This is a genomic window from Paenibacillus sp. 3LSP (assembly GCF_032465655.1).
GTDB classification, from domain to species: Bacteria; Bacillota; Bacilli; order Paenibacillales; family Paenibacillaceae; genus Fontibacillus; species Fontibacillus barengoltzii.
Genome location: NZ_JAWDJI010000002.1, coordinates 1 through 537, shown reverse-complemented (window position 1 = coordinate 537; position 537 = coordinate 1). Strand labels below are relative to the sequence as shown.

The 537-nt window shown below is 55.9% G+C and carries 1 protein-coding gene; it reads right to left on the bottom strand.

Annotated elements, in window-relative coordinates; all coding sequences use genetic code 11:
- Positions 1 to 537, bottom strand: a 537-nt coding sequence (locus tag RW092_RS00135) for an IS110 family RNA-guided transposase (protein ID WP_316009177.1), incomplete at both ends; no start/stop codon positions are given.

Genomic DNA, 537 nt, shown 5'->3' with positions numbered 1-537 from the left:
TACTTAGGCCCGTGGAATACTCACGAGGGACCAGTCCCAAGTACGCCATCAGTTGGGCTGGGGAGCGAAAACGCGCAAAGGTTCCGATTTCAGCCGCAAGGGTGATGGCTGTGAGCAATCCAATCCCCCGTAGGGACTGAAGAGCTTGGATCAGAGAAGCCTTAGAACCGGTCGCCGCTTGCTCTACCAGTGCTTTTTCTAGGCGACCCATGCGCTGCTCGATCTCATTCAAAGCATGAAGCATCTCATCGAAGGCCACCTGCATGGGCTCGTACGGGAATACCAGTTGCCCCAGCCAGACGCGATACTTCTTCGTCCAGCGACGCTTGATTGTGGCCGGTGGTTCAATCTGGTGACGAAGCAGGAATTTCAAGATCCGCTGACGAGCCCGGTGGGCATCTTCCTTGGCAGCTTCACGGGCGCGAACCAATTCCCGTAGAGCCTCATCTTCCCGTTCCGGTACATAAACGGGAGTGAGCTCACCTGCACGATACAAACGCGCGAGTTGCTCCGCATCCCGTCGATCTGTTTTTACTT